We start from the raw sequence: 23,556 nt of genomic DNA, 5'->3' as shown, positions 1-23,556 counted from the left end.
TCTTACCACGGTCAACACCGCCAAAACCGCATATTTGCCGGCCGCACAGGTTGACCGTGAATGCCGGCCCGCAGACCACAATCCGCCGGGCGCACACTCAGGCCAGCAAGGCCTGCGCCCGCCAATCGGGATCGGCAAAGCGTAGCACCAGATAATCCAGCAATTGGCGCAGCGCCGGCGACTGGTGGCGGCGCGAGGCGTAGAGCGCGTAGAGGGTCAGCGGCGGCAATTCCCATTCGGGCAGCACCGCAACCAGTGCGCCGCTGGCCAGGTCGGCGGCGACCAGATAAGTCGGCAGCAGCGCAATCCCGCCACCGGCGAGCGCGGCGCGGTGCAGCACCGTCGCCTCGTTGGCGGTGAAGCGGCAGGCGACATCGACGCGGCAGGTTTCGCCGGCCCGGCTCAGGGTCCATTGCTGGCGGCCGAAGTGGCTGTGGCCCAGGCAGCGGTGCGGCGGCAGCTCGCCCGGCTGCTGCGGCACCGAGGTCGCCGCCAGATAGGTCGGCGCGGCCACCAGCCGCGATGCAATTGGCGCCAGCGGCCGCCCGATCAGGGCCGGGTCGGGCTCGGCGGCGATGCGCAAGGCGAGGTCAATGCGCGCCTCGACCAGATTCAGCGCCCGGTCGCCGACATCGAGGTCGATCTTGAGCCGGGGGTGCAGCGCAAGAAAGTCGGCCAGTGCCGCCGCCAGATGTGCGTGGCCGAAGGACATCGCCGCCGTCAGCCGCAGCTGGCCGCGCAATTCGCCGTCGGCCGGGCTGATTTCTTCTTCCAGATCGCTGCGCAGCGCCAACATCTGCTGCGCCCGGCGCAGGCATTGCTCGCCGGCATCGGTCAGCGTCACCCGCCGCGTTGTCCGCTGCAGCAGGCGGGCGCCCAGCCATTGTTCCAGTTCGCCGACGGCACGAGTGACCATCGGCCGCGACAGGTCGAGCCGGCTGGCGGTGGCGGTAAAACTGCCGCTGGCCGCAATGTCGGCAAAAATCGCCAGCGCCTGCAATCGGTCCATTTTTCGCCCCTCAATTGTTTCAATTTATGTAACAGATAAGCGCAGTTTAACGCCTTTATCCGCTCGCATTCTGCAACGACAATCCACTCCGTCAACACCAACCCCACGGAGAAACCCCATGTTGCGCCCTACCCTGATTGCCAGCACCCTCGCCTTTGCCCTGAGTTCGCTAACCACCCTGCCCGCCCAGGCCGGCGAACTGCAGGTCAAGGTTTATAACGCCGAAGCCGGCAGCTTCCACGTCAATTCGGTGCTGCTCAGCGGCGAACGCGAAGCGCTGGTGATCGACGCCGGTTTCACCCGCGCCGACGCCTACCGCATCGCCGCCAACGTCCTCGACAGCGGCAAGACGCTGAAGGCGATCTACATCAGCCAGGCCGACCCCGACTACTACTTTGGCGCCGCGACGCTCAAGGAACTGTTCCCGCAGGCGGCGCTGCTGACCAGCCCGGCGGTGCGCGAGAAAATCGCCGCCAAGCTGCCGGCCAAGCTCGCCTTCTGGGGCCCGAAGATGGGTGCCAACGCGCCGCGCCAGCCGCAGTTGCCGGAAGCCTGGGACGGCCCGCTGACGGTGGACGGCGAAAGCATCGAACTGCGCGGCAACCACGGCCCACTGGCCCACCGCCCCTACCTGTGGATTCCCGGCCAGCGCGTGCTGCTCGGCAATATCGGCGTCTTCGGCCAACTGCATGTGTGGACCGCCGACACCCAGCAGCCCGCCGAACGCCAGGCCTGGCTGGCGCAGCTCGACGAAATGGCGGCGCTGCAACCGGCGGTGGTAATCCCCGGCCACATGCAGGCGGGCACCCCGCTCGACGCCAGCAACCTCCGCTACACCCGCGACTACCTGGTCCGCTTCGAGCAGGAAGCCGCCCACAGCAGCAACGCTGGCGAACTGATCGCGGCGCTGAAAAAGGCCTACCCGCAAGCCGGCCTCGGCATCGCGCTCGACATCGGCGCCAAGGTGAACAAGGGCGAAATGCGCTGGTAAACCGGCCAGGCCAGACCGGGGGTTTCAGCCCACGGCATGCCGGCCCGGCCCCGCAAGGCCGTGCCGGCTTTTTTGCGTTTTCCCACGGTCGACCGTGACAAACGGCAAAAACCCGCCCGAAACCGGCTTGACAAGCGGCAAGTCAAGCGAGTTTACGCACAGCCTGCAGAAAATATTTTTACTGCCCCCTCTTGACAGTTCGGACTTCAGCAGAAACCAGCCAAGGCAAGTAAAACAACGAATAATCAATCACTTAAGAATCCGCCAAAAATTTTGGCAGAGCAGAAAAAAGGCTTGTGGCAGCGGCACTTAGCGCATCCTTCCCCGCTTCACCCACAGACTTATCCACAGGTTTTGGGGATAGCCCCAAAACTCCAGCTGGTGCCAAGCAATTCACCAACAGCCTTGCACGCATTGGTTATGACCAAAACATCGGCGACAATACCAGGATCATTCACCGCCACTGGTTGTCATGGAAACCGTTTGCCAGCTGATCAATCAACAGGAATACCGAACCGCCCTCGTTCGCTTGTGGCATCTCGCCCAACAATCCTATTCCCAAGGCGGAACACAGCTGGATGAATGGTCCAGAAAACCAAGCCGCATGGCCGTCAGCGACCGGATCAAGGCACATTTTGAAACCGGCAAAGAACTGCTGGAACTGATCGACCTGCTCGCCCGGCCAACCGATGTGATTGAAGCCCTTGATCGCCTGCTTGCTGCCCCCAAACGTAAAAAAATAGCGGTTATTCCTATCGCGATTGAGTCCGCGACTTATTTTCTGGTCCAGGGCAGCCCGCACGGCGGAGTCGAGCAAACCCAGGCAGTGCGCTTTGGCAACTACATAAGTCACCACCAGGTCATTCCGGAGCAACTGGAAAAAGGAGTCTCGGCGCGCGTGCACAACCTCGCAGAAAAAGCCCCGACCGCCAACGCTGCACTCAAAAAGCAGCTCAAGCCTAAAACCGCAACGCTCTGCGCGGCACTCGGCTACTTCATGGATCAGCACCAAATTACCTGGTCGACAAAAGAAACCCACCACGGGCGGGAAATTGGCTTTGCCACCGGCACTATGGGAGAGAAAGAACGTTTTGCCGAAGCGCAGAAACAAATCCTGGCGGCCGAAAAGCGATCCGTACAACTGTTGATCTTTCCGGAACTGACGCTTTCCTGCGCCGTTCAAAAAGACATCGCTGACTGGCTCCTTGAACGCTACGAAACAGGAAATCCCTGCACCATTCCCTTGATCGTTCTCGGCAGCTTTCACCTTCATTGCCAATCCCAACCCCGCAATCGCTGCCACCTGCTGCAAGGCACAAACGGTCGCAGCATTTTGGTGCACGACAAATTTTCACCGGCCTCGATTGGCGGCTTTACCGAAGATTTCACCCCCGGCCAGTTTGCCTCGCTACTACAAACCCCCATCGGCAATCTCTCGATGGCTATCTGTAAAGATTGCGTCAACGACTACAAAACGATCTGGCTCGATCAACTCTGCCCCGACTGGCTCTTGATCCCCAGCCTGAGCGACAAAGTTCATCTGCACCAGCAAACTACCCGAGAACTCTGGAACCGCCATCGCTGCACCAGCCTGGTTGCCAACCAGCCAATAGGCGCCAGCACCTTGAACATGCCCGCCAGCGCCACCGCCCCGCATTTTGGCTACATCCACGCCAGCCAGTCAGCCGCCATCGACAAGCTCGATGATCAGGCCTACCACCCAGGCAATTCAGCACTGTGGATCTTTGATGTAGCGATCCCGGCATATAAAATTAAACAGTGCTAAAATTTTAAACAGAAAATACTTTAGGACGATTTAGTCATGGCACTCAATCTCCGTACCGCCGACCCGGAACTCCGCGTCGACGACAGTTCCCCACTTGATCTTTTGGCCGCCGCCCGCGAACTCGCTGAATGGGACGACACCACCCGCAACGTCGCCGACTACCTGCTCAATGCCTGGACCCTGCGCGCCTGCAGCAGCGACGATCCGGAAACCCTCGGTGAGCTCGAAACCGTACTTGATGCGCTGCTCGAACGCCTGCCCAATGCCGGGCAACTGCCCGCATCCCTGCGCGGTCGCTGGGAGGGCTATCTTTCGCTGCTGGCCGGGCAAATGCTGCGCATTCCATCAGACGAAGAATTGCGCGAATTCATCCGCCGCAAGCAAATCAGCAGCCTGCTGCAATCACTGCCCATAGATGGCCGCTACCTGGCACAAAGTGAACTCAAGGATGCCAAAAGCTACAGCGCCTCACGCCTCTCGCAACTGCTCGGCGAAATCGCTGACCACGGCCTAATCAGCGCGCGCAAAAATGGCCGCGAAAAGGATTGGTGCCTGACCGAGCGTGGCCGGCAAATGCTAGCCCAGCAATCCGCCAGCAAGCCCCAGAGGCTGACCAAAATCCCCCCCAAAACCGAGTCGACCGTAAATTCTCCCCGCAGCCCACTGTGCGGCATGAGCGTATTCAGCTTGCACCCCAAAAACAAGAAAGCTGCCTGATGTCCCTCACCGTCACTCTCTACAGCTACAAGGGCGGCGTAGGGCGCAGCGTTCTGGCCGCCAATCTGGCCGTATTACTAGCCCGCCACGGCAAAACCCTGATCTGCGACTTCGACCTCGAAGCCCCCGGCCTGCATCGCATCAATGATCTATCGACCAGCCGCGAGAACAAGAGCGGCCTGTTTGAATGGCTCCACCACTGGCAGGAAAAACGCAAATTCGATGCCCCGACTCAGCGCGACCTGGAACGCTTAGGCAAAAACATCTTGCCCTGCGAAAAACAAAGCAACCTCTACCTGCTGCCAGCGCACGGCGAGGAAACCAATGCCGCCGATCTTTACCAGCAAATCGACTGGGGGCACTTTCTCGCGGTCACCCCGGAAACCGGCCTGAAAATGCTGCGCGCCATGCTCACGCACCTGCGCGAAAAAGAAGGCTTTCGCTACATCGTGCTCGATTCGCGCACCGGCATCACCGACATTGGCGGCTTTCTCACCGCCTGGCTGCCCGATGTCACCCTGCTCGTCGGCAACTATGGCGCGCAGAATACCGGCGGGCTGAACCACATATGGGAAGCCCTCAAAGACCATGTCAACGACCCGCAGCGCGGCGAAAACGGACAGTACGCCGAACTCAAGCTGGAACTGGTCGCCTCACCTATCCCGGCCGACCAGCCCGAGGTCAGCGCCAAACTGCGCAGCCAATGGGAAAAGGATTTCGGCCTTGCTGCCGACAGCCTGATCGAAATCCCCGAACGCTCGGAACTGCGCCGTAGCGAAGCCATCCTGGCACTCAGCGAAACCGACTCGCCCATCGTCCGCAAATACCATGAAGTCGCCGCCCGCCTGCTCGCCATCGAGGCCGAAAACGAGCGCGCTGCCCAAGCCGAAAGCATCGCCCAGCGCCAACGCCCGGAGCTTTACCTCGACCTGCGCAAACCCGACAGCCGCGCCAAGCAAGGCAAAACCTTTGAAGAGCGTATCGCCGACCTGCTGCGCCTGCTCGGCTACCGCGTCGAACCCGAGCAAACCCTGGACGGCAACCGCATCGACCTGATCGCCAGCATCCAGCAAGGCCTGGACACTGCAACTTACTTTGTCGAATGCAAGGACCACGAAAAAGCCGTCGGCAAGGAAATTATCGAAACCCTCGATGTCTGGTTGCGCACACCCAAGGCACTCGAACGCGGCGCGCGCGGCATGGTCGTTGCCCGCCGCTTCAGCCCGCAAGCACAGGAACTCGCCAAAGGTCGCCAGATTCGCTGTTTTACGCCGGAAGACCTCGAACGCGCCCTGATCGACTTTTCCACCTACCTCAACCGCCTGATTTCGGAATTTGCCAACAGTCCGCTCGCTGCCAGCTACATCGAGCAAAAAATCCAGCCAGAAAAACAGGCCGACCAAACCCTGCCGCTACTGCCCTATGCGCAAGCCTGGAGCCGGGGCGAGCACAGTCGCCTATGGGTATTGCTCGGCGACTACGGCACCGGAAAGACCGCCTTTACCCGCCGCTTTGCTTACGATCTGGCACAACAAGCCCTCGGTAATCCGGAAAATCCGATTCCGCTGTTGATCAACCTGCGCGACTTCCCCAACAAGACCAGCCTCGGCGATCTGCTGCACGACCACTGGCAGCGCCAGACCGGCGAACGCCGCGACCCGGCCATTTTTCTACACTTGCTGGCACGTGGCCGCCTCATCCTGTTGATCGACAGCTTTGACGAAATGGGCGTTGCCCAAGCCCACCGCAATGTCGTCGAGCAATTCCGCATGCTCGCCCAACCCAGCGACAGTGCCGGCGACAACCCGCGCGCCAATCGTGTGCTGATTACCTGCCGCGAGCAGTTTTTCCGCGAACACGGCGAAGCCCAGCAAACCGTGCACCGCCTGAGTGACCGCCTTGCCGCGCTGGAACAGGCCGCGCGCGGCTTTGACGGCAACATCGACGTTTTACCCCGCTTTGACCACGAGCAAATCCAGCAATACCTGAGCACACGCCTGGGCAAAAAAGACGGCAAACAAGCCTGGAAGGATATCCGCAACATTTACAACCTCGCCAGCCTCGCCGACCGACCGCAACTGCTCGACATCATCATCGGCTCGCTGCCCGATCTCAAGCGCAGCGGTGAAGCCGTCACCGCCGGCGCGCTCTACCTGCGCTATACCAACTGCTGGCTCAACGACTACCGCCACTCCGACCGGCAAAGCAATAGCAACGAGCTACTCGTCATCCTTGAAGCCCTGGCCGTCGAACTCTGGCAACGCGACGGTCAGCGCATCCACCACGGTGACCTCTACGCGCTGATCAAGGACCGCCGCCTGCCCAGCCAGCTTGACCCCGCCACGCTCGACATCGAACTGCGCACCGCCGCCTTTCTCTCACGCACGCCGGATGGCTACTACGGCTTCTCGCACCGCAGCTTTCTCGAATTTTTCTACGCCCGTGCCCTGCTCAAAGCTACCGAAAACAACCCGGAGGCACTCGCAGCCAAGCTCAACGGCCCCATCCCCAGCCGCGAAGCCGCCGTCTTTTTTGCCGACTTGCTTGCCCTGCACGAGGTCATGACGCAAAAACAGGCACAGCAAAACATCGCTGCAATCCTGGCCAAGGAAGATGGCAACGCCCCCGGCAGCCCCCTGCTCACCCGCCAAACCGCCTACCCGGCCAACGCCCGGCGCAATGCCTACCTGCTCGGCTACTGGGCCAGCCGCGCCTACCAGCAAGACCAGGTGGACTGGCTACCGCTAGCACCACAACGTATCAATCTCGCCGGCTGCCAGTGCCAGGACTTGGTGCTCCCCGGCGCCAATCTCGCCAATGCGCAACTTCAGGGCAGCGACTGGTCACGCAGTGTGCTCGACGGCGCCAACCTGAGCCAAGCCGATGCCAGTGGGGCAAACTTCTGGCAAGCCATCCTCGCCAACGCCAACCTGAGTGCCAGCAAGCTCGACAGGGTACAAGGCAAAGAAGCCGACTTGCGCCATGCCAATCTAAGCCACACCTCGGCCCGCAATAGCCAGTGGATCAAGGCCTTGTTCCAGCACAGTGATTTGAGCGAGGCGGACTTTTCCAACACCGACCTGCGCGCAGCCCGCCTGGCCAATAGCCAGGGCGAAGTGACGCTTGTCGATAGCTGTTTATTGGGTTGCACTGCGCCGAACAGCCGGGCAGGTTCACTGCCCCATCCCCCTGCCCCCCCCTGCACCCCCCACCTGCAGTACGGCCATAGTGGAATGACAACCTACGCAGCCTTCTCCCCCGACGGCGCCCGCATCGTCTCCACAAGCTACGACCACACTCTGCGCATCTGGGACACTCACTCCGGCCTGTCCATCGCCACACTCGAAGGACATCAAGACTGGGTCAGAAGCGCCACCTTCTCCCCAGACGGCGCCCGCATCGTCTCCGCCAGCGACGACAATACCCTGCGTATCTGGGACGCTCACTCCGGCCTGTCCATCGCCACACTCGAAGGGCATCAAGACCGCGTTAGAAGCGCCACCTTCTCCCCCGACGACACCCGCATCGTCTCCGCAAGCGACGACCACACCCTGCGCATCTGGGACGCTCACTCCTACCGCGCCATCGCCACACTCGAAGGACATCAAGACTCGGTCAACAGCGCCGCCTTCTCCCCCGACGGCACCCGCATTGTCTCCGCAAGCAATGACCGGACCCTGCGCATCTGGGACACTCACTCCAAACAAACTCTCGCCACACTCAAAGGGCACCGAGGTGGAATTGCTAGCGCGGTTTTCTCCCCCGACGGCACTCACATCGTCTCCGCCAGCGACGACAACACCCTGTGCCTCTGGGATGCCCACTCCGAGCCCCCCCTTGCCACACTCGAAGGGCATCAAAACCGGGTCAGAAGCGCCACCTTCTCCCCCGACGGCGCTCGCATCGTCTCCGCAAGCGACGACAACACCCTGCGCATCTGGGACGCTCGCTCCGGCCTGGCCATCGCCACACTCAAAGGGCATCGAGGCTGGGTTAGAAGCGCCGTCTTTTCCCCCGATGGCACTCGGATCATCGCAGCAAGCCTCGACAACACCCTGTACATCTGGGACGCCCACTCCAGCCAGGTCATCGCCATACTTGAAGGACATCAAGGCTGGGCTACTAGTGCCGCCTTTTCCCCCGACGGCACTCGCATCATCTCCGTAAGTGCCGACAATACCTTGCGCACCTGGGACGCTAGCTCCGAGCAAACCCTCACCATACTCAAAGGGCCTCGAGATTGGGTCAGAAGCGCCGCCTTCTCCCCCGACGGCACCCGCATCATCTTCGCAAGCTATAACAATACCCTACGCATCTGGGACGCTCACTCCGGCCTAACCCGCGCCACCCTCGCAGGACATCAAGACTGGGCCAACAGCGTCGCCTTCTCCGCAGATGGCGCCCGCATCGTCTCCGCAAGCGACGACCGCACCCTGCGTCTCTGGGACGCTCACTCCGGGCAGCCCCTCGCGTCCCTCGAAGGGCATCAAGACTCGGTCAGGAGCGCTGCCTTCTCATCCGACGACACTCGCATCGTCTCCGCCAGCAACGACAATACTCTGCGCATCTGGGACACTCACTCCGGGCAGCCCCTCACCACCCTCGAAGGGCATCAACACTGGGTCATGAGCGCTGCCTTCTCCCCCGACGGCGCTCGCATCGTCTCCGCCAGCTACGACCGCACTCTGCGCATCTGGGACGCTCACTCCTGGCAGCCCCTCGCCACCCTCGAAGGGCATCAACGCCCGGTCAACAGCGCAAGCTTCTCCCCCGACGGCGCTCGCATCGTCTCCACCAGCGACGACAATACTCTGCGCCTCTGGGACGCTCACTCCCTGCAACCCCTCGCCACCCTCAAAGGGCATCAAAGCTCGGTCAGGAGCGCCGCCTTCTCCCCCGATGGAACTCGCATCCTCTCCGCTAGCTACGACAACACCCTGCGCATCTGGGACGCCCACTCCGGACAATTGCTACGCATACTCTGGACAGAAGGCGAAGCCTGGTTTTCACTGGATACCAGCGAACTCGCCGAGGGCCTGCGCCTGGACCAGATCACCCACCCGATTCTGCGTGGACAAGGCCCGACGCCGCTGGTGTTCATCGACCCGGAAGACAAGCTGCAACCCGCACCGTGGATTCCCCGCTACTGGTACGCCGACGACTTCCCGGCCCTGTGGCACCACAAAGACGCGGCGGATTAAGCCCAAGCCAGCCACGACCACGACCACGACCACGACCACGACCACGACCACGACCACGGTCACGGTCACGGTCACGGTCACGGTCAACCCGCAATTTTCTGCATTTTTGCGAGTTGACCGTGGCAAAAGCGCCCCATAACCTGAACTTTGCCGTCGCCCGGCCAGCCCAGCGCCGGCACTGCGTCTTTCCCCAATAGCCGGCGGCAGGCGGGCGCCGGAAAATGCCGGATATCGCTTCTGCCTGCCCTTGCCATGTCCGCACTCCCCACGCGTTCTGCCCCGCCGCCAGCCCACCCGTCCGCCACCGCAGCGGCCAGGCCGGACGAGGACCGCCCGGCCAATCCGCACAGCCTGTTCGACGACGCGCAGGCGATCGTGATCGGCACCTTGCTGGTCGCCTCCGGTGTGGTGCTATTCAAGAGCGCCGGGCTGCTCACTGGCGGCACTGCCGGGCTGACCTTTTTGCTGCACTACGCCAGCGGCAGCTCGTTCGGCCTGCTCTACGCGCTGCTCAACCTGCCCTTCTTCTGGCTGGCCTGGCGGCGGATGGGCAAAGTCTTCGTGGTCAAGACGCTGATCGCGATTGCGCTATTTTCCTTATTCGTCGATCTGGCGCCGCTCGGGCTGCGCTATGCGCTGCTCGAACCGCTGCTGGCGGCCGTGCTCGGCGGCTTTTCGCTGGGCGTCGGCTTTCTGATCCTGTTCCGGCATCAGGCCAGCCTCGGCGGTTTCAACATCCTCGCGCTCTACCTGCAGGATCGCCACGGCTGGCCGGCCGGCAAATGCCTGCAGGTGATCGACACGGTGATTCTGCTCGCCGCCCTCGCCGTCGTCCCGTGGTCGCAAGTGGCGATCTCGCTGCTCGGCATCGCCGCGCTCAACTCAACACTGGCGATCAACCACCGCAAAGGCCGCTACATCTCGTTCTGAGCCTAGCCAACGGCTGCAAGAGGCCGCCGCAATGCAGCACCCGGCGCGAGCTGCCGGCTGTGGAAAAAAATATCCCCAAGCCCTTGACAGCAGCCCTGTCAAGCCTGGCTTACGCACAGGCGGCGAAATATATTTTTTGCCAAACCCCTTGACACGCCGGCAAGCCGCGCCAAACCGTGCGCACAGTTTAAACTCAACAAAATCAACAACTTACAATTCTGCACAAGTTTGCAGCAGAGTAAGAAAAAGCCTTACGGTTGCGGGACTTAGCGCATTTCCCCACGACTCATTCACAGACTTATCCACAGCTTTTGTGGATAGCTGGAAAAACATTGGAATGCCACGGTCGACCGTGAAAACAGGCCAACTTCCAGTCGACCGCGTGCGCCGGCCCGCCGCCGGCAGCACCGCTACCAGCCGCTCAGGCGCGAGCCTTGAGCGCCAGGAATTCGTCGATCAACCGGTCGAGGATGGTGGCTTCGTCGCCGCTTTCCAGCCCGAGCAAGGCGGCGACCTGGCGCATCTTGTCCGGGTGCACGGCGGCGCGAGCGTTGGCCGCTTCCCGCGCGACCTGGTAGCCGCCCTCGCCTGTGCTTTCTCGGGTCGTTACCGGCGACCCGGCGCTGCTTGCCTGCACCGGTGAAGTCGCCCGCGTCGAAGCCTGCACCGGGCCGGCAGCCTCAGCCTCGCCGCTTTCCCACGGCGGCAGATCGCTCCCGGTCGAGGCCGGTTCGCCGCTGGCGGTCACGGCTACACCATCAACGGCGGTCACTGCCGCGACAGCCGGTGCGGCTTCAGCGGCGTCGCCTTCGTCCGCAGCCGGCTTCTTCTTGTCCTTCTTGCGGCGTTTGACGCCGGCTTCGGCCAGGGCTTCCTCGACCAGCTCGCGCGGCAGCTTTTCGCCTTCCGGCAATTGCTCGATTTTTTCCAGCAGCGATTCGGCGCTGGCCTCGTCCTTCTGCGCCAGTTTCTCGATCTGCACCGCCGTGGTCGCGCTGCCGATCTTGCCCGACTCCAGCAAGGCACTGACCTTGGGCGAGAGATTGGCGGCGGCGGTCGCCTGGTTGAGCCAGGTCGGCGAACGCCCGAACTGCTCGGCGGCGGCATTCGGCGTCTCGAAACGGTCGGCAATCCGCTGGATGGCGTTGGCCATGTCCAGCGGTTCCAGCGCGGCACGCACGCCGAGGCCGAGATTCTCGAATACCTGCACCTCCAGGACCTCGTCCGCCGGGCAGGCGCGGATCAGCACCGGCACCTGCGTTTCGCCGGCCAGCAGCGCGGCCTGACGGCGGCGTTCGCCGACGATCACCCGGTAACGCCCGGCGGCATCGGCCGGCTGCACCAGCAAGGGCTGCAGCACGCCCTTCTTGCCGATGGCGTTGGCCAGCCCCTTGAGCGCGGCCTCGTCCGGCTGGCGGCGCGGATGCTCGGGGTCGGGGTCGAGCAGCGACAGGTCGAGCAAGCGGTATTCGGCGGCGGCATCCTTGAAGGCCATGACTTCTCCGGGCAAAAAGGGGCCGGATGTTCCGCGATTCGGCGACGAAAAACAAGCCCCCAGCCCTTGTCATACCGCCCTTTTATGCCGATAAAGAAGATGGAGGACGTGCCACTCCGGCACGCCGCAGGTTCGCGCGAGGAGAATCACCATGATCGGCACCACCCTATCCGGCAATTTGAGCGACAAACTTCCGCTGGCGGCGCGCACTTCGTCCGCCACCACGCCCCCCCGGACTGCTACCGGCGCCGAAGCAAGCCAGCGGGCCGGCAACAGCGAACAGGCCAGCGCGACCGCTGCCAGCAAAAGCAGCGCCACCGCCGCGCTGGCGCAGTTCAAGGCGCAGCAGAATGTCCAGATCGTCCAGTCCTCGGTCAGCGTCTCGCTGAGCAGCGGCAACGAGCCGCTGGCGCTGATGCTGAAAAGCGCCATTCAAGGCATCAACGAAGCCCTGGCGCCCACCCTGGGGCCGGACGCGATTCAGAACGCGATGAGCCAGGACAACAGCCCGCAAGCCACCGCCGACCGCATCCTGTCGCTATCCACCGGCTTCTTCGAAGCCTACGCCAAGCAAAACCCGGACAAGGACCCGGAAACCTTGGTCAAGGACTTCGTCGCCACCATCCGCAGCGGCTTCGAACGCGGCTTCAACGAAGCCAGCGACATCCTCAAAGGCCTCAATGCCCTCGGCGACGACATCAAAGGCAGCATCGACCAGACCTACGCGCTGGTACAAAAAGGCTACGACGACTTCATCGCCAGCAAGACCAAGGAACTGACCGGTGGAGGCGATGCGGGCAGTAATACCACCGCTGATGCCGGCAAGGCTGCGGTGAGCAAGAGCAGCGCCTGAACCTGAGGTGGTTGCGGGGAGCCCCCTGCTGGGTTTCAAGCAAAAAAGGCTGCTGTCACGGTCGACCGTGACAGCAGCCTTTTCCCTGCCCATGCGGTGCTGGAAAACTGGCGATTTCCGCACCCAAGCTCAGGCCAAAGTCGACAACACCCTCAGCGCCTCACGATAAGCGGCTCCGGCAAGCAACTCCCCCACCGGCTGCTGCATCGCGGCGGCCAGTTGTTCGATGCGTGCGCTTCTGGCCCGGTAGGCGGTGTCCTGCGGCGGTTGCCAGCGGGCCAGCACGTCGCCGACCGCGTCCGGCGAGTTGCACACGAGCAGCATGTCGCAGCCGGCGGCATAGGCGGTTTCGACGCGGGCGAGCATGTCGCCGACGATGCCGGCGCCGGCCATCGACAGGTCGTCGGTGAATACCACGCCGTTAAAGCCAAGGTCCTGGCGCAAATAGTCGATCCAGTGGCGGGAGAACACGGCGGTGGCCGGGTCGACCTGGCGGTAGATGACGTGCGCGGCCATCACGCCGTCGAGCGCGCCGGCTTGCACCAGCTGGCGGTAGGGTTCGAGGTCTTCCTGGATTTCGCTCAGCGGGCGTTCGTCGACCGGCAGTTCGACGTGCGAATCGGGAATCACGTAGCCGTGGCCGGGGAAGTGTTTGCCGCAGGTGCCCATGCCGCCGGCGCGCAGGCCTTCGCCGAGGGCCTTGACCAGATCGACGATCACCGCCGGGTCGCGGTGGAAGGCGCGGTCGCCGATCACCCGCGAAGGGCCATAGTCGAGGTCGAGCACCGGGGTGAAGGAATAGTCGACGCCGTGCGCTCGCAATTCGCCGGCCAGCACCCGCCCGGCGGCACGTGCCAGTTGCCGCCCGGCTTCCGGGTCGGCGGCGTAGCGTTCGCCCAGCGCGCGCATCGGCGGCAGGCGGGTGAACCCGTCACGGAAGCGTTGCACGCGGCCGCCTTCGTGATCGACCGCGATCAGCAGCTGCGGCTGGCGCAGGGCGTGGATGTCGGCGGTCAACGCCCGCAGTTGCTCGGGGTCGCGGTAATTGCGGGTAAACAGGATGATGCCGCCGACCAGCGGATGGCAGAGGCGTTCGCGGTCAAGCGCGGTGAGTTCGTGACCGGCGATGTCGATCATCAGCGGCCCGAGCGGCAGGGACCGGGGCGAAACAGCCGAGCCAGCGGATTCCGCAAACCCGGCCAGGACGGAGGAAGAGGACGCAGCAGTAGTCATGCACGCTCCAGAAGCACGTAGGCGACAGCGTATTCGGCTTCGTCGCTGATCGAAAGATGCGCGGTCAGGCCAAGGTTTTTGACCAGTTCGGCGAGTTGACCGTGGAAATGCAGTTGCGGCTTGCCCAGCGGGTCGTGGCCGACGGCGATGTTGGGCAGGGTCGCCGGTTCGCGCACACCGCTGCCGAGCGCCTTGGCAAAGGCCTCCTTGGCGGCAAAACGCTTGGCGAGAAAGCGGCCTTTATCGCCGGCGGCGGCAAACGCCGCCAGTTCGTCGGCAGCGAGTATTTTTTCCGCAGCCCGCTCGCCGTGCTTTTGCCACATCGCCGCCAGTCGCTCGACGCGGACGATGTCGGTGCCGATGCCGTGGATCATCCGGCTCAGACGCCTTCGGGCCGAGCCGCCGCTTCGCGGATCAGCGCCTTCATTTCGCGCACGGCTTCGCGCAGGCCGACGAAGACGGCGCGGCTGACGATCGAGTGGCCGATGTGCAGTTCGCGCACGCCGGGCAGGCGGGCCAGCGGCTGCACGTTGTAGTAGTTGAGCGCGTGCCCGGCGTTGAAGCGCATCCCGAACTCGCGGATCGCCTGCCCGGCAGCGCGGATCTTGGCCAGTTCGGCGAGTACCGCCGGCGCTTCGGCATCGCGGCCCCGGTCGTGGAAGGCGTGGGCGTAGGGGCCGGTGTGGATTTCGCAGACCTGCGCGCCGATCCGCGCCGCTGCTTCGATCTGTGCCAGTTCGGCGTCGATGAAGACGCTGGTGCAGATACCGGCCTCGGCCAGGCGGGCAATCTGGTCCTTGAGCCGGGCTTCCTGACCAAGGATGTCGAGGCCGCCTTCGGTGGTCACCTCGTGGCGCCCTTCCGGTACCAGCATCGCCATTTGCGGCTTGATCCGGCAGGCGATGGCGATCATTTCGTCGGTTGCCGCCATTTCAAAATTGAGCTTGATCTGGGTCGTCTCGGCCAGCCGCTCGACATCGCGATCCTGAATGTGACGGCGATCCTCGCGCAGGTGGAAGGTGATCCCGTCGGCACCGCCGAGGTGAGCTTCGGAAGCCGCCCAGACCGGGTCCGGCTCATAGGTGCGGCGCGCCTGGCGCAGGGTGGCAACGTGGTCGATATTGACGCCGAGTTCGATCATAGCGCTTGCAACTCCTTGAAAATCTGGCGGGTGACCAGTTCGGTTCCATTCAGGTAATGCGCCAGCAACGTGCGCATCAGGTTTTTGGCTTCGGACCGTGTACGCGGCCGGGAAAAATCTTCGGCATCGAGGTCGAGCAGGGTCTGCCCGAGCACCAGCGGCGGTTCGCCGCCGCCCTGCGCCAGCGGCACCGCGCCTTCCTCGATCCGGTAACTGTACTGAAGTTCGGCGGCAATCGGCTCGCCCGCTGCATCGTGGTTGAGGGTCAGGCCGTAGCCAAGCTCCTGCAGCATCGCCTTTTCGAAACGGCGCAGGTCGGCCTCGCGCTCGGCGCTGTCCTGATCGCCGGCGAGATGCGCGAGCAAGGCGCCGTAGCGGGCAAAGAGGATGGGGTGCGCGTCCTCGCGCGGCAGCAGGTTGAGCAGCAGTTCGTTCAGGTAATAGCCGCAGAACAGGGCCTCACCGCCGAGCAGGGGCTGGCCGCCGACCCATTCGGCCTTCATCAGGGTCGGCACTTCGCCCTTGCCGGCCCAGCCGATTTCCAGCGGCTGAAAGGCCAGCAGCAGGCCGCGAATCGCCGCCCGCGGCCGGCGGGCACCGCGCGCCAGCAGCGCGATGCGCCCGTGATCGCGGGTGAACACCTCGACGATCAGGCTGGTTTCACGATAGGGATAGCTGTGCAACACCCAGGCCGGCTGGGCATCGACCTTGCCGCGTGCTGACATCGTCCCGGCCTCGCCTGTGGCGTCCCTTGTCTGGCTCGGATGCCCGGCTTATTCGTAGCCGAGGCTTTTGAGCAGGCGCTCGTCGTCGTTCCAGCCCGACTTCACCTTGACCCAGATTTCCAGATAGACCTTGCCGTCGAACAAGCGCTCCATGTCCTGGCGGGCTTCGCTGGCGATCCGCTTGAGGCTTTCCCCGCCCTTGCCGATGACGATGGCCTTATGGCTTTCACGGTCGACGACGATGGCGGCAAAAATCCGGCGCAGCGCGCCTTCGGTTTCAAAGCGTTCGATCTCGACTGCTGTTGCGTAGGGCAGTTCGTCGCCAAGCAGGCGGAAAACCTTTTCGCGGATGTATTCGGAGGCCAGGAAGCGCTCGCTCTTGTCGGTCAGTTCGTCCTCGCCGAACATCAGACCTTCGTTGGGCAGGTGCTTGCGCGCCTCCTTGAGCAGTTCCTCGGTCTGGCGCCCCTTGGCGGCGCTGACCGGGACCACGGCGGTGTAGTCGAAGTCGGCGGCGACCTGGGCCAGGAAAGGCAGCAAGGCGTCCTTGTTCTTCAACTGGTCGGTCTTGTTGACCACCAGAATCACCGGCACGTCCTTGGGCAGCAGGCGGACCACCGCCTGGTCCTTGGCGTCGTAGCGCCCGGCTTCGACGACGAAGAGGACGACATCGACATCGTGCAGGGTCTGCGTCACGCCCCGGTTCATCGCGCGGTTGAGCGCATTCGAGAACTTGGTCTGGAAACCCGGGGTATCGACGAAGACGAATTGTGCATCATCGTTGGTCAGGATGCCGGTGATGCGGTGGCGCGTTGTCTGCGCCTTGCGCGAGACAATGCTGATCTTTTCGCCGACCAGGCGGTTCAACAGCGTCGACTTACCGACGTTGGGACGGCCGACAATGGCCAGATAACCGGAGCGGATTTCTTTCATGCTTTCAATTCCTTCAGTGCCAGATCGGCGGCGACCTGTTCGGCAATGCGCCGGCTGCTGCCCTCGCCTACGGTGCGCAGGGCTGGGTTGCCAATAATGCAGGCCACCTCAAAATTCTGCTGGTGTGCGGCCCCCGAAGTTTGCAGCAATTCGTACCGTGGCAGCGGCTTCTTGCGCCCCTGCAGCCACTCCTGGAGCCGGGTCTTGGCATCCTTCTGCGGCGCGGCGCCGGGCTTGAGCGCGTCAAGCAGCGGCTGGTAAAGCCGTCCGATCACCTCGGCGGCAGCGGCAAAACCGGCATCCAGATAGACCGCGCCAAACACCGCTTCGAGCGCATCGGCAAGAATCGACGGCCGGCTGGCGCCACCGCTCCTCAACTCGCCCTCACCCAGGCGCAAGGCCTCGCCGATGCCGACCCCCAGCGCCAGTTGATGCAGGCTGTCCTGACGGACCAGATTGGCGCGGAAACGCGACAGATCGCCTTCCGGCAGATCGGGGAAACGCCGGTAGAGCAGATCGGCCACCACGAAATCGAGGATGCCGTCACCCAGGAATTCCAGGCGCTCGTTATTGGGAATGCCGTAGCTGCGGTGCGTCAGCGCGGTGCGCAATAGTGCGGAATCGGAAAACGCGTGTCCGAGTTTTCCGGCAATACGTTCTGCCGTCATCCCTTATTTGCCGGCGGTGGTGCCGCGATAGTCGATCAACAGGCTAACGTTGCCGAACAGCGGAATCACCTTCTCGTATGCGAAGGAAGCGACGATGCGATTGCCTTCCTTGCCGATCTGCAAGTCTGCCGACTTGAATGGCAAATTGTCGATCTCGGCGTACTTGTCGAAAGCCCGGCGTACATCGGCCACGGTCGCCTCGGGACCGACCTGGGCGATCGCTGCCTTGGCATCCTTCAGGATCGCGTAGTACTCGATCACTGTCGGCACGGTTTTGAGGCCGACCAGGCCAACCGGCAGCAACAGGACCAGCAGCATCAACAGCCCGCCCAGGCTGACGCCTTTCTGCTTGCGCATCGCTTTCTCCTTACTTGAACGAGCCGATACGGCCCAGATCGCTGAGGTTCAGCCAGATGAAGAAGGCCTTGCCGACAATGTTCTCTTCCGGCACGAAGCCCCACGAACGGCTGTCGCGGCTGTTGTCGCGGTTGTCGCCCATCATGAAGTAATGCCCGGGCGGCACCTTGCAGACCACGCCTGCGGCATTGTAGGAGCAATTTTCGCGAAACGGGAAGCGGCTGGCGTCAGGGATGAACTCCGGTGCATCGCTATCGTTGAGCAGGCGATGCTCGACCTCACCCATCTTGGCGCTGTACTGCTCGGAGTAATACAGGCGCTCACGATGCTGGAAATCCTCCAGCTTCTTCATCGGCACCAGCTGGCCATTGATCGTCAGCTTCTTGTGCTGGTAGGCAATGGTGTCGCCGGGCACGCCCACCACCCGCTTGATGTAGTCGAGCGACGGGTCTTCCGGGAAGCGGAAGACCATCACATCGCCACGCTGCGGGTCATTGATACTGATGATCTTTTTATTGATCACCGGCAGACGGATGCCATAGGTGAATTTATTAACCAGGATGAAGTCACCGATCAGCAGCGTCGGGATCATCGAACCGGAAGGAATCTTGAACGGTTCAAAGAGAAAGGAACGGAGCACGAAGACGATCAGGATCACCGGGAAGAAGCTGGCGCCCCACTCGACCCACAACGGCTCCTTGCCACCCGGTGCCCGCAATTTCCTGAATTTCAGGACGTCGACCGCGTAAAGCAGGCCGGTAAGCACCAGCAGCACAAAAAGAATCAGTGCGAAGTTCATGCTCAGTCTGGATCCGGGTTAGTTATCGACACGCAACACGGCGAGGAAGGCTTCCTGCGGAATTTCGACCGAGCCGACCTGCTTCATCCGTTTCTTGCCGGCCTTCTGCTTTTCGAGCAGCTTCTTCTTCCGCGAGATGTCGCCGCCGTAACACTTGGCGAGCACGTCCTTGCGCATGGCCTTGACGTTTTCACGGGCGATGATGTGCGAGCCGATGGCGGCCTGGATCGCCACGTCGTACATCTGACGCGGAATCAGTTCGCGCATTTTCGAGGCCAGTTCGCGGCCGCGATACTGCGAGTTGGCGCGGTGAACGATCAGCGACAGCGCATCGACCTTCTCGCTATTGATCAGGATGTCGAGCTTGACCACGTCGGCCGTGCGGTATTCCTTGAAATCGTAGTCGAGCGAGGCGTAGCCCTTGGAACAGGACTTGAGCTTGTCGAAGAAGTCCATCACCACTTCGGCCATCGGCATTTCGTAGACCAGCTTTACCTGGCGGCCGTGGTAGTGCATGTCGACCTGGTTGCCGCGCTTCTGATTGCACAGCGTGATCACGTTGCCGAGGAAGTCCTGCGGCACGAAGATGGTTGCCTCGATGATTGGCTCGCGGATTTCGTCGATCTTGGAGATTTCCGGCAGCTTAGCCGGGTTCTCGACCTGGATCACGCTGCCATCCTTTTGCACCACCTCATAAACCACGGTCGGTGCGGTCGTAATCAGGTCCTGATCAAATTCACGCTCCAGGCGCTCCTGCACAATTTCCATGTGGAGCAAACCGAGGAAGCCGCAACGGAAGCCGAAACCAAGCGCTTGCGAGACTTCCGGCTCGTATTGCAGCGAGGCATCGTTAAGCTTGAGCTTTTCCAGCGCTTCGCGCAGCGAGTCGTACTGGTTGGCTTCAACCGGATACAGGCCAGCAAAAACCTGCGGCTTGATTTCCTTGAAGCCGGGCAGCGGCTCGACCGCCTTGCGGTCGGCATGGGTGATGGTGTCGCCCACCTTGGCGGCCTTCAGCTCCTTGATCCCGGCAATCACAAAACCGACCTCGCCGGCGCGCAGCACATCGCGCTGCAGCGACTTCGGCGTAAACACGCCGACCTGCTCGCACAGCTGATTGGCGCCGGTGGCCATGAAATGCAGCTTGTCCTTGGGACGTATTTCGCCATCGACCACACGGACCAGCATCACCACGCCGACGTAGTTGTCAAACCAGGAGTCGATGATCAGTGCCTTGAGCGGCGCGGTGACATCGCCAACCGGCGGTGGCACCCGGGCAACCACTTGTTCGAGAATATCCTGAACACCGAGACCGGTCTTGGCCGAAGCCTGAACAGCGTCAGTGGCGTCGATCCCGATCACATCCTCGATTTCCTGCTTGGCGCTGTCCGGGTCGGCCGATGGCAGGTCGATCTTGTTCAGCACCGGCACCACTTCGACATCGAGTTCGATTGCCGTGTAGCAGTTGGCCACGGTCTGGGCCTCGACACCTTGCGAGGCATCGACCACCAGCAGTGCGCCTTCGCAAGCCGACAGCGAACGCGAGACTTCGTAGGAGAAGTCGACGTGTCCCGGGGTGTCGATCAGGTTGAGGTTGTACACCTTGCCGTCGCGCGCCTTGTATTGCAGCGCAGCCGTCTGGGCTTTGATGGTAATGCCCCGCTCCTTCTCGATATCCATCGAGTCGAGAACCTGGGCTTCCATTTCGCGGTCGGAAAGACCGCCACAAAGGTGAATGATCCGGTCGGCCAGGGTCGATTTGCCGTGGTCGATGTGAGCGATGATCGAGAAATTTCTAATGTGATCCATGCTGCTTTACGCTGCCGCTTAAAAGGCTGCCAGTAAAAAAGGGCGCTGTCCGGCGCCCTTCCTTGTTCAGAAGACTTTGAATTCTAGCGGATTCCCGCCAAATATTCACGGACTTTGGCGACATCGAGGAAGTAGTGACAGAGTTCGTGATCGCCGTGCAGCAAGACCGGCACCAGTTCGTCGTACTTTGCTTCCAGCGCCGGATCGGCATCGACATCGACCACACTGACCGTTGCCGCGAACTCTGCCGCCAGAGGGTTCAGGGCTTCTTCCATGTCATGGCAGAGGTGGCAGTAGCCACGGCTGATCAGCGTCAGTTCGATACTCATCTCAGTTGCTTCCGTTGATACCCTTGATCGTGATGAAAGTCTGCAGTTCGCCACGCCGGATCAGCAGGGTCACATTGCTGCCCTTTTCGAACTGCTGCAGCAGCTTGTTGAACTGCTCGACGCTTTTGAGTTCGGTCGTTGCCCCCCTGCTGATCACCGCGAGAATCACATCGCCAACACGCAGATCGCTACGCGGTGCGGTGCTGCGTATTTCATCGACGATCAGACCGGCCGCCAGTTTCAGCTCGCGTTTCTGTTCCGGGGAAGGCTCGCTCAGCACCAGACCAAGACGATTGGCCGCCAACTCCGTCGGGCGCTGTGGCCTGACGTTGCGCCCAGCCGATTTATCCTCCTGCATTTCACCGACCACGACCGGAATTTCACGAGTCCCGCCCTTGCGCCAGACCTGGGCGAGCGCTCGGGTTCCCGGGCGGGTGGCGCCGACAATCCGCGGCAGATCGGCAGAGGCGTTGATCGGCCGACCATCGAATTTGAGAATCACGTCGCCCGGCTCCAGCCCTGCCTTGTCTGCCGGGCCGCCCTTCTCAACGGCATTGACCACTGCCCCCATCGGCTTGGCCAGCCCCAGCGAATCGGCCAACTCCTTGCTGACTTCCTGAATGACCACGCCGAGCCGGCCACGAGCAACCTTGCCGCTGGCGCGCAACTGGCTCTGAATTTCCATCGCGACATCAATGGGGATCGCGAACGAAACCCCCATGTAACCGCCACTGCGGCTGTAAATCTGGGAGTTGATCCCGACCACTTCGCCATTCATGTTGAACAAGGGACCGCCGGAATTGCCGGGGTTGATCGCCACGTCGGTCTGGATGAAAGGAACGTAGTTTTCCTGCGGCAACGAACGTCCCTTGGCCGATACGATCCCGGCCGTCACCGAGTTTTCGAAACCGAAGGGCGAACCGATGGCCACCACCCACTCACCCGGGCGCAATTTTTGCGGATCCCCCAGTCGCGCCACTGGCAAATTGGCTGCTTCAATCCGGATCAGCGCAACATCGGTGCGCTTGTCGGCACCGATGATCTTGGCCTTGAACTCGCGCTTGTCGGTCAATCGGACCGTCACCTCGTCAGCCCCGTCGACCACATGGGCGTTGGTCAGAATATATCCATCGGCACTAATGATGAATCCAGAGCCCAGGGACTTGTTTTCGAACTCACGCGGCACCGTCCCGCCCGGCGGCAAGGGGATAAAGCGACGGAAAAACTCAAAAGCCGGATCGTTCTCATCAAAAGGGAAAGGCGACATCTGGCCGCCACGTCGAACGGTTTGCGTAGTACTGATATTGACCACGGCCGGCCCCTGCTTTTCGGCAAGATCGGCAAAATCCGGCAAGTTTCTTCCCTGCGCGACAGCCAGAGAACAGGCAAGGAAAAAGGCAAAAAACGCAAGCAGGCGTTTCATCGGCAATCACCCTCCAGAAAACAGGCAGAAAAATTCAGGAATCAAGACGGTCTACGATATGGGGACGCGGCGAAAAATTCCCAGAGCCGACCGCAGTCTTCCGCCTGACCCACGCAAAGACCAGACCACCGCCCAGCAGCGCTCCGAGGACGCCACCCAGATCGGCCGCGAAGGCAGTACCAAGTGCGGCACCGCCGATGATGCCAAGCAGCGGCAGGCCGTAGGCCAGGTTGGCGGTCCGCCGGACACTACCGGCCGGCACGGCAATCAGCACGCGCTCGCCGGGCTGGGCACCGAGGGCATTGTCCACCCGGTAGGACTTGGGGCCGGAGCAGAACATCTGGGTCAGGTTCTGCCCGCCGCAGCCACCTTCTTCGTGACAACGACCACAGCCGCCCTGCTCGACTTCGACCAGCGCGACCGTTCCCTCGACTGCGCGCACGACGCCGCGCACCGTGGTGCTTTGTTCTGCATGCCTATTCATCGAATTACCAGCGACGATCCGGCGAGGTGTCGAGCAAGGGCCGCAATTTACCGGCAACCGCTTCGCGGGCGCGGAAAATCCGCGAACGTACCGTTCCGATCGGGCAATCCATGATTCCGGCAATCTCTTCGTAGGAAAGGCCTTCGATCTCGCGCAGCACGATGGCCGTACGCAACTCCTCAGGCAAAGCCTCCATCGCTGCATTCACGGTCTGACCAATCTGCTTGGACAGCAGCAGGCTTTCCGGCGTGTTGATGTCACGCAACTGGGTCGCATCCTCGAAGGTCTCCGCCTCGTCGGCATCGAATTCGGTCGAGGTCGGCGCACGCCGCCCCTGCGAAACCAGATAGTTCTTAGCGGTATTGATGCCGATGCGGTAGAGCCAGGTATAAAAGGCACTGTCGCCGCGAAACGACGGCAAGGCACGATACGCCTTGATGAAGGCTTCCTGGGTTACATCTTCGACTTCGGCGGCATCGCGAATCATGCGCGAAAGCAGACGCCCCAGCTTGCGCTGGTATTTGCCCACCAACTGATCGAAGGCGCGTTGATCACCGCCCTGCGCCTGCTCGACCAGCACCTGATCGATTTCGCGCTCACTCATGGCATTCATTCCCTGGGGACCAATGTTTATATTTGTGCTGCCAGTATAGCGCAGCCGTTTTCGCTGCCC

Annotated in this window: 21 protein-coding genes; 6 read left to right on the top strand and 15 right to left on the bottom strand. The window is 62.2% G+C overall.

Annotation, left to right across the window (positions count from 1 at the left end):
- Nucleotides 1–97: 97 nt before the first annotated feature.
- The gene (locus VX159_RS06900; RefSeq protein ID WP_371325235.1) at nucleotides 98–1,009 is read right to left on the bottom strand and encodes a LysR family transcriptional regulator; all 912 of its coding nucleotides are present in this window, start codon (nucleotides 1,007–1,009) and stop codon (nucleotides 98–100) included.
- A 118-nt stretch (nucleotides 1,010–1,127) separates the two neighbouring features.
- Here VX159_RS06900 and VX159_RS06895 point away from each other — a divergent pair, with 118 nt between their 5' ends.
- The 5 genes from VX159_RS06895 to VX159_RS06875 all read left to right on the top strand — a co-directional run bounded on the left by VX159_RS06895 (nucleotide 1,128) and on the right by VX159_RS06875 (nucleotide 10,634).
- Nucleotides 1,128–2,000, top strand: a complete 873-nt coding sequence (locus tag VX159_RS06895) for an MBL fold metallo-hydrolase (RefSeq protein ID WP_371325234.1) — start codon at nucleotides 1,128–1,130, stop codon at nucleotides 1,998–2,000.
- 472 nt (nucleotides 2,001–2,472) lie between these two features.
- Nucleotides 2,473–3,786: a hypothetical protein gene (locus VX159_RS06890; RefSeq protein ID WP_371325233.1), complete on the top strand. Its 1,314-nt coding sequence runs from the start codon at nucleotides 2,473–2,475 to the stop codon at nucleotides 3,784–3,786.
- Between the two features lie 36 nt (nucleotides 3,787–3,822).
- On the top strand, nucleotides 3,823–4,503 hold the full coding sequence (locus VX159_RS06885) for a hypothetical protein (RefSeq protein ID WP_371325232.1): 681 nt from the start codon (nucleotides 3,823–3,825) through the stop codon (nucleotides 4,501–4,503).
- Nucleotides 4,503–9,704, top strand: a complete 5,202-nt coding sequence (locus VX159_RS06880) for a KGGVGR-motif variant AAA ATPase (protein WP_371325231.1) — start codon at nucleotides 4,503–4,505, stop codon at nucleotides 9,702–9,704. The genes VX159_RS06885 and VX159_RS06880 overlap by 1 nt, the downstream gene beginning before the upstream one ends.
- Before the next feature lie 252 nt (nucleotides 9,705–9,956).
- Nucleotides 9,957–10,634 carry a YitT family protein gene (locus VX159_RS06875; protein ID WP_371325230.1) on the top strand — a complete coding sequence of 226 codons (678 nt, stop codon included), beginning with the start codon at nucleotides 9,957–9,959 and terminating at the stop codon, nucleotides 10,632–10,634.
- Nucleotides 10,635–11,055: 421 nt separating this feature from the next.
- On the opposite strand, the gene VX159_RS06870 is transcribed toward VX159_RS06875, so the two are convergent.
- Nucleotides 11,056–12,129, bottom strand: coding sequence for a ParB/RepB/Spo0J family partition protein (locus VX159_RS06870; RefSeq protein WP_371325229.1), 1,074 nt, complete (start codon nucleotides 12,127–12,129; stop codon nucleotides 11,056–11,058).
- A gap of 151 nt (nucleotides 12,130–12,280) precedes the next feature.
- Between VX159_RS06870 and VX159_RS06865 the strand changes: the two genes are divergently transcribed.
- Nucleotides 12,281–12,982: a DUF5610 domain-containing protein gene (locus tag VX159_RS06865; RefSeq protein ID WP_371325228.1), complete on the top strand. Its 702-nt coding sequence runs from the start codon at nucleotides 12,281–12,283 to the stop codon at nucleotides 12,980–12,982.
- Between the two features lie 129 nt (nucleotides 12,983–13,111).
- On the opposite strand, the gene nagZ is transcribed toward VX159_RS06865, so the two are convergent.
- The 13 genes from nagZ to rpoE all read right to left on the bottom strand — a co-directional run bounded on the left by nagZ (nucleotide 13,112) and on the right by rpoE (nucleotide 23,487).
- A complete protein-coding gene (nagZ, locus tag VX159_RS06860) occupies nucleotides 13,112–14,215 on the bottom strand; it encodes a beta-N-acetylhexosaminidase (protein ID WP_371325227.1) in 1,104 nt (367 codons plus the stop codon).
- Nucleotides 14,212–14,589, bottom strand: coding sequence for a holo-ACP synthase (gene acpS, locus VX159_RS06855; RefSeq protein ID WP_371325226.1), 378 nt, complete (start codon nucleotides 14,587–14,589; stop codon nucleotides 14,212–14,214). The genes nagZ and acpS overlap by 4 nt, the downstream gene beginning before the upstream one ends.
- A 5-nt stretch (nucleotides 14,590–14,594) precedes the next feature.
- Nucleotides 14,595–15,356, bottom strand: a complete 762-nt coding sequence (locus VX159_RS06850) for a pyridoxine 5'-phosphate synthase (protein WP_371325225.1) — start codon at nucleotides 15,354–15,356, stop codon at nucleotides 14,595–14,597.
- Nucleotides 15,353–16,081, bottom strand: coding sequence for a DNA repair protein RecO (gene recO / locus VX159_RS06845; RefSeq protein WP_371325224.1), 729 nt, complete (start codon nucleotides 16,079–16,081; stop codon nucleotides 15,353–15,355). Before recO ends, VX159_RS06850 begins: the two co-directional genes overlap by 4 nt.
- A 48-nt stretch (nucleotides 16,082–16,129) precedes the next feature.
- A complete protein-coding gene (era, locus tag VX159_RS06840; RefSeq protein ID WP_371325223.1) occupies nucleotides 16,130–17,014 on the bottom strand; it encodes a GTPase Era in 885 nt (294 codons plus the stop codon).
- Nucleotides 17,011–17,682, bottom strand: a complete 672-nt coding sequence (gene rnc, locus VX159_RS06835; RefSeq protein ID WP_371325222.1) for a ribonuclease III — start codon at nucleotides 17,680–17,682, stop codon at nucleotides 17,011–17,013. The genes era and rnc overlap by 4 nt, the downstream gene beginning before the upstream one ends.
- Before the next feature lie 3 nt (nucleotides 17,683–17,685).
- Complete coding sequence (locus VX159_RS06830) at nucleotides 17,686–18,039, bottom strand: DUF4845 domain-containing protein (RefSeq protein ID WP_371325221.1); 354 nt, start codon at nucleotides 18,037–18,039, stop codon at nucleotides 17,686–17,688.
- A gap of 10 nt (nucleotides 18,040–18,049) precedes the next feature.
- Nucleotides 18,050–18,838, bottom strand: coding sequence for a signal peptidase I (gene lepB, locus VX159_RS06825; protein ID WP_371325220.1), 789 nt, complete (start codon nucleotides 18,836–18,838; stop codon nucleotides 18,050–18,052).
- Nucleotides 18,839–18,856: 18 nt separating this feature from the next.
- A complete protein-coding gene (gene lepA / locus VX159_RS06820) occupies nucleotides 18,857–20,647 on the bottom strand; it encodes a translation elongation factor 4 (protein ID WP_371325219.1) in 1,791 nt (596 codons plus the stop codon).
- 83 nt (nucleotides 20,648–20,730) lie between these two features.
- On the bottom strand, nucleotides 20,731–20,976 hold the full coding sequence (locus VX159_RS06815; protein ID WP_371325218.1) for a glutaredoxin family protein: 246 nt from the start codon (nucleotides 20,974–20,976) through the stop codon (nucleotides 20,731–20,733).
- A 1-nt stretch (nucleotide 20,977) separates the two neighbouring features.
- Nucleotides 20,978–22,399: a DegQ family serine endoprotease gene (locus VX159_RS06810; RefSeq protein WP_371325217.1), complete on the bottom strand. Its 1,422-nt coding sequence runs from the start codon at nucleotides 22,397–22,399 to the stop codon at nucleotides 20,978–20,980.
- Between the two features lie 34 nt (nucleotides 22,400–22,433).
- Nucleotides 22,434–22,883: a SoxR reducing system RseC family protein gene (locus VX159_RS06805; protein ID WP_371325216.1), complete on the bottom strand. Its 450-nt coding sequence runs from the start codon at nucleotides 22,881–22,883 to the stop codon at nucleotides 22,434–22,436.
- A 4-nt stretch (nucleotides 22,884–22,887) separates the two neighbouring features.
- Complete coding sequence (gene rpoE, locus VX159_RS06800) at nucleotides 22,888–23,487, bottom strand: RNA polymerase sigma factor RpoE (protein ID WP_371325215.1); 600 nt, start codon at nucleotides 23,485–23,487, stop codon at nucleotides 22,888–22,890.
- Nucleotides 23,488–23,556: the final 69 nt, after the last annotated feature.

The organism is Dechloromonas sp. ZY10 (assembly GCF_041378895.1).
GTDB lineage: Bacteria > Pseudomonadota > Gammaproteobacteria > Burkholderiales > Rhodocyclaceae > Azonexus > Azonexus aquae.
This window is presented reverse-complemented; position numbering and strand designations above follow the sequence as displayed.